Origin of the sequence: Salipiger sp. HF18 (assembly GCF_011806505.1) — a bacterium.
Taxonomy (GTDB): Bacteria; Pseudomonadota; Alphaproteobacteria; order Rhodobacterales; family Rhodobacteraceae; genus Salipiger; species Salipiger thiooxidans.
Window position 1 is genome coordinate 1 of sequence record NZ_JAATOS010000441.1, and the last position, 3,279, is coordinate 3,279.

The window sequence follows — 3,279 nt, forward strand, 5'->3', positions numbered from 1 at the left end:
TGTCGGGCATGAGCTTCATGTCCGAGGCTTCGATCGATTTCCAGCCGGCGATGGAGGATCCGTCGAACATGAAGCCTTCCTCGAGGAAGTCTTCGTCGACCTGGTCGGCCATCACGGTCACGTGCTGCAGTTTGCCCCGCGGATCGGTGAAGCGGATGTCGACGTATGCGACCTCCTCGTCCTTCATCGTCTTGAGAACGTCCTTGGTGCTCATTCCGTTCATCCCTTTCTGTGACTTCTTGGGTCCGGATAATGTTTGTTTGTTCTTTGTGCGGCCGCTCAGAGCGCGTCCGAGCCGGATTCGCCGGTGCGGATCCGGATGGCCTGTTCCACGGGGCTCACGAAGATCTTGCCGTCACCGATCTTGTCGGTCTTGGCAGCCGAGATGATGGCCTCGATGGCGGCGTCGACCATATCGTCGTCCAGCACCACCTCGATCTTCACCTTGGGCAGGAAATCGACCACATATTCCGCGCCGCGATACAGCTCGGTATGGCCTTTCTGGCGTCCGAAACCCTTCACCTCGAGCACAGAAAGCCCCTGGATGCCGGCATCCTGAAGTGCTTCTTTCACCTCGTCGAGCTTGAACGGCTTGATGATCGCCTCGACCTTTTTCATGGTCTGTCTCTCCTCGTAATCCCGCGTCGGACCCTGCCAGATCATTTCTGCTAGGCCGCCACAATCGGATAGCCTAACCCGGCGGGGGCTGCATAGAGCGATTCCTAGCGTGCGCATGAATTTTGCGCAACACGCCTCAATAATGGGCGTAATGAAAACAACGACGGAGCAGGGGGCATGGCCGAGCTTCTCACGGCAGAACAGATGCGGGCGGTCGAAGGCACCGCCATCACCTCGGGAGAGGTCACGGGACTGGAGCTGATGGAGCGCGCCGGAATGGGCGTCGTGGCGGCGGTTTTCCAACAGTGGCCGGAACTTGGCACTTCAGCGCAGCGTGCGCTGGTGCTCTGCGGACCGGGCAACAACGGCGGCGACGGCTTCGTCATCGCGCGGTTGCTGCGCGGAAAGGGCTGGGAGGTCGAGGTCTTCCTGCTGGGAGATCCGGCGCATCTGCCGGCGGACGCGCGGGTGAATTTCGACCGCTGGTGCGCGATGGGCGAGGTCTACGAGCTCGAGCCGGGGCTCGAGCCGTCCACGCGCCGGGCATCGCTGGTGGTGGATGCGCTTTTCGGAACCGGGCTCAGCCGACCGATCCAGGGCCTTGGGGCGACGCTCGCCGACCTGCGCGACGTGCGCGGCACCGGGGCGGCGATGGCGCCGGGCGAGCGGCAGGACTGGACGCCGCTGATCGTGGCGGTGGACCTGCCGAGCGGGCTTTGCAGCGACAGCGGCCGGGTGCTGCGCGACGACGCTCCCGGCGGGCCCGCGGATGGCCCCGAGGCCGCGAGTGCTGCGGCCGATCTCACGGTGACCTTTCACGCCCGCAAGCTGGGCCACGTTCTGGCCGAGGGGCCGGAGCTCTGCGGCAGGGTCGTGGTCTGTCCGATCGGGCTCGAGCCGCGCCGGGCGCGGGGCGGGCGCGACGACCGGGTGACCGAGGTGCTGGCGCCGCAGGTGCCCCCCAAGGGCGCGGCGGGGCACAAGTACGATCACGGCCACGCGCTGGTGCTGACCGGCGGCTTCGGGCGCACCGGGGCGGCGAGGCTCGCGGCCCGGGCGGCGCTGCGGGTGGGCGCGGGGCTCGTGACGCTGGGCGCGCCGGGGGCGGCGCAGATGGAATGCGCCGGCCAGATCACCGCCCTGATGCTGCGCCGGGTCGAAGATGGCGACGACCTCTCGCTGCTGCTTGATGACGGGCGGCTCAACGCGCTCTGCATCGGGCCGGGGCTGGGGCTCGAGCGGGCGCGGGATCTGGTGCCCGTGGCGCTGGATGCCGACCGCGCCACGGTGCTCGATGCCGACGCGCTCACCGCCTTTGGCGAGGAAGCGGACGCGCTCTTCGATCTCCTGCACGAGGGCTGCGTGATGACGCCCCATGGCGGCGAGTTCGCGCGGCTGTTCCCTGATCTCGACGACCGGCTGGCCGCGCCGCCGGACACCGGGCCAGCCTTTTCGCGCGTCGCCGTGGCTTGCGACAGCGGGGGCGGGCGATGTGCTCTCGGGGCTGATCGCGGGGCTGATGGCGCGGGGGCTCGCGCCCTTCGATGCCGCCTGCAGCGCCGCGTGGCTGCACGTGGAGGCCGCGCGGGCCTTTGGCCCGGGGCTCATCGCCGAGGACCTGCCCGAGGCGCTGCCGGGGGTTCTGCGGGCGCTTTACGCCTGAGGGGCTACGGCCCTGTGGTCCCCCTATGGTATACTGACAAAGACCCGGGAGATGTCCCGGGTCTTCCTGTTTCCGGAGGGTTCTGACGCGCCGTCGCGCAGGGCTCAGTCGCCGTAGGCCACCGAGGGCAGCCACGTGGTCAGCGCCGGGAACTCGAACACGATGAAGAGGCCCAGCAGCTGGAGCATCACGAAGGGGATGATCCCCCTGTAGATGTGCGAGAGCGACACGCCCGGCGGGCAAACGCCCTTGAGGTAGAAGAGCGCGAAACCCACCGGTGGCGTCAGGAACGAGGTCTGCAGCGTCACCGCCACCAGGATCGCGAACCAGACCACCTGCGGGTCGCGCACCTGGTCGAAGCCCGGCACCGCCAGTTCGAGCCCGTGAATGATCGGCAGCATCAGCGGCATGATGATGATGGTGATCTCGATCCAGTCGAGCAGGAAGCCGAGGCAGAACACGATGAACAGAATGAAGCCCACGGTCAGGTAGGGGCTGTCGAAGGCCGAGAGCACCAGCTCCTGCACGATCTCGTCGCCGCCGTAGCGCCGCAGCACATAGGCGAAGAAGTTGGCGGCAAGGAAGATGCCCACGATGTAGCCGCTGGTGTTCAGCGTCGAACGTGCGACCTCGCGGAAGACCTTCCAGTTGAGCTTGCGGGCGAAGAGCGCCAGCAGGGTGGCGCCCAGCGCGCCGAGCCCCGATGCCTCGGTCGGCGTGGCGATGCCCACGAAGATCGAGCCCAGAACCAGCAGGATCAGCAACATCGGCGGGATGACCGCGATCATCACCTCCTGCACCTCGTGCCAGCCGACCCGCCCGGCGCGTTCCGGCGCGGGCATGGAGTCGGGCGAGATGAAGCCGTAGACCACGATGAAGACGATGTAGAGCGCGCCGAGGATCAGCCCCGGGAACAGCGCCCCCATGAACAGGTCGCCCAGCGAGATGGCAAGCTGGTCCGACATGATCACCAGCATGATCGACGGCGGGATCAGGAT

3 protein-coding genes and 1 pseudogene are annotated in these 3,279 nt (G+C 67.2%); 1 reads left to right on the plus strand and 3 read right to left on the minus strand.

Annotated elements, in window-relative coordinates:
* Both HC022_RS22045 and HC022_RS22050 read right to left on the minus strand, forming a co-directional pair.
* Window positions 1–214: glutamine synthetase beta-grasp domain-containing protein (locus HC022_RS22045; protein ID WP_175583689.1), on the minus strand; the 214-nt coding region annotated here is incomplete at its 3' end.
* A 65-nt stretch (window positions 215–279) separates the two neighbouring features.
* On the minus strand, window positions 280–618 hold the full coding sequence (locus HC022_RS22050) for a P-II family nitrogen regulator (RefSeq protein ID WP_008885364.1): 339 nt from the start codon (window positions 616–618) through the stop codon (window positions 280–282).
* 177 nt (window positions 619–795) lie between these two features.
* Here HC022_RS22050 and HC022_RS22055 point away from each other — a divergent pair.
* Window positions 796–2,281 (plus strand): annotated as a pseudogene (locus tag HC022_RS22055) (NAD(P)H-hydrate epimerase).
* 104 nt (window positions 2,282–2,385) lie between these two features.
* Here the strand turns inward: HC022_RS22055 and HC022_RS22060 are convergent.
* The coding region (locus HC022_RS22060; RefSeq protein WP_167453839.1) for a TRAP transporter large permease subunit at window positions 2,386–3,279 on the minus strand (894 nt) is incomplete at its 5' end.

Bases quoted from the DNA above. Each gene is read 5' to 3' on its own strand.
- HC022_RS22050 (WP_008885364.1), bottom strand. From the start codon at position 618: ATGAAAAAGGTCGAGGCGATCATCAAGCCGTTCAAGCTCGACGAGGTG.